At 61.7% G+C, this 282-nt stretch carries 1 pseudogene; it reads left to right on the forward strand.

The window, feature by feature from the left end:
* A pseudogene (locus J5M66_RS26745) lies at positions 1–282 on the forward strand (hypothetical protein); the annotation flags it as partial.

Genomic DNA, 282 nt, shown 5'->3' on the forward strand with positions numbered 1-282 from the left:
TCAATGGCGGCCTCGGTGCCGATACCATGATCGGTGGCGACGGCGTCGATACTTACTATGTCGACAATGTCGGCGACCAGGTCATCGAAACCGACGCCTCGCTGACCGCGCTTGACCGGGTGTTCTCTTCCATCGACTACACCCTCGGCGCCAATGTCGAGAACCTGATCCTGACCGGCACAGCCAACCTCAACGGCACCGGCAGCTCGGTCAACAACCGCATGACCGGCAACGATGGCGACAACGTCCTTGACGGCGGTCTGGGTGCCGACACCCTGATCG

The sequence above is a fragment of the Pseudomonas sp. 67(2021) genome (genome assembly GCF_017491835.1).
Classification (GTDB): domain Bacteria; phylum Pseudomonadota; class Gammaproteobacteria; order Pseudomonadales; family Pseudomonadaceae; genus Aquipseudomonas; species Aquipseudomonas atacamensis.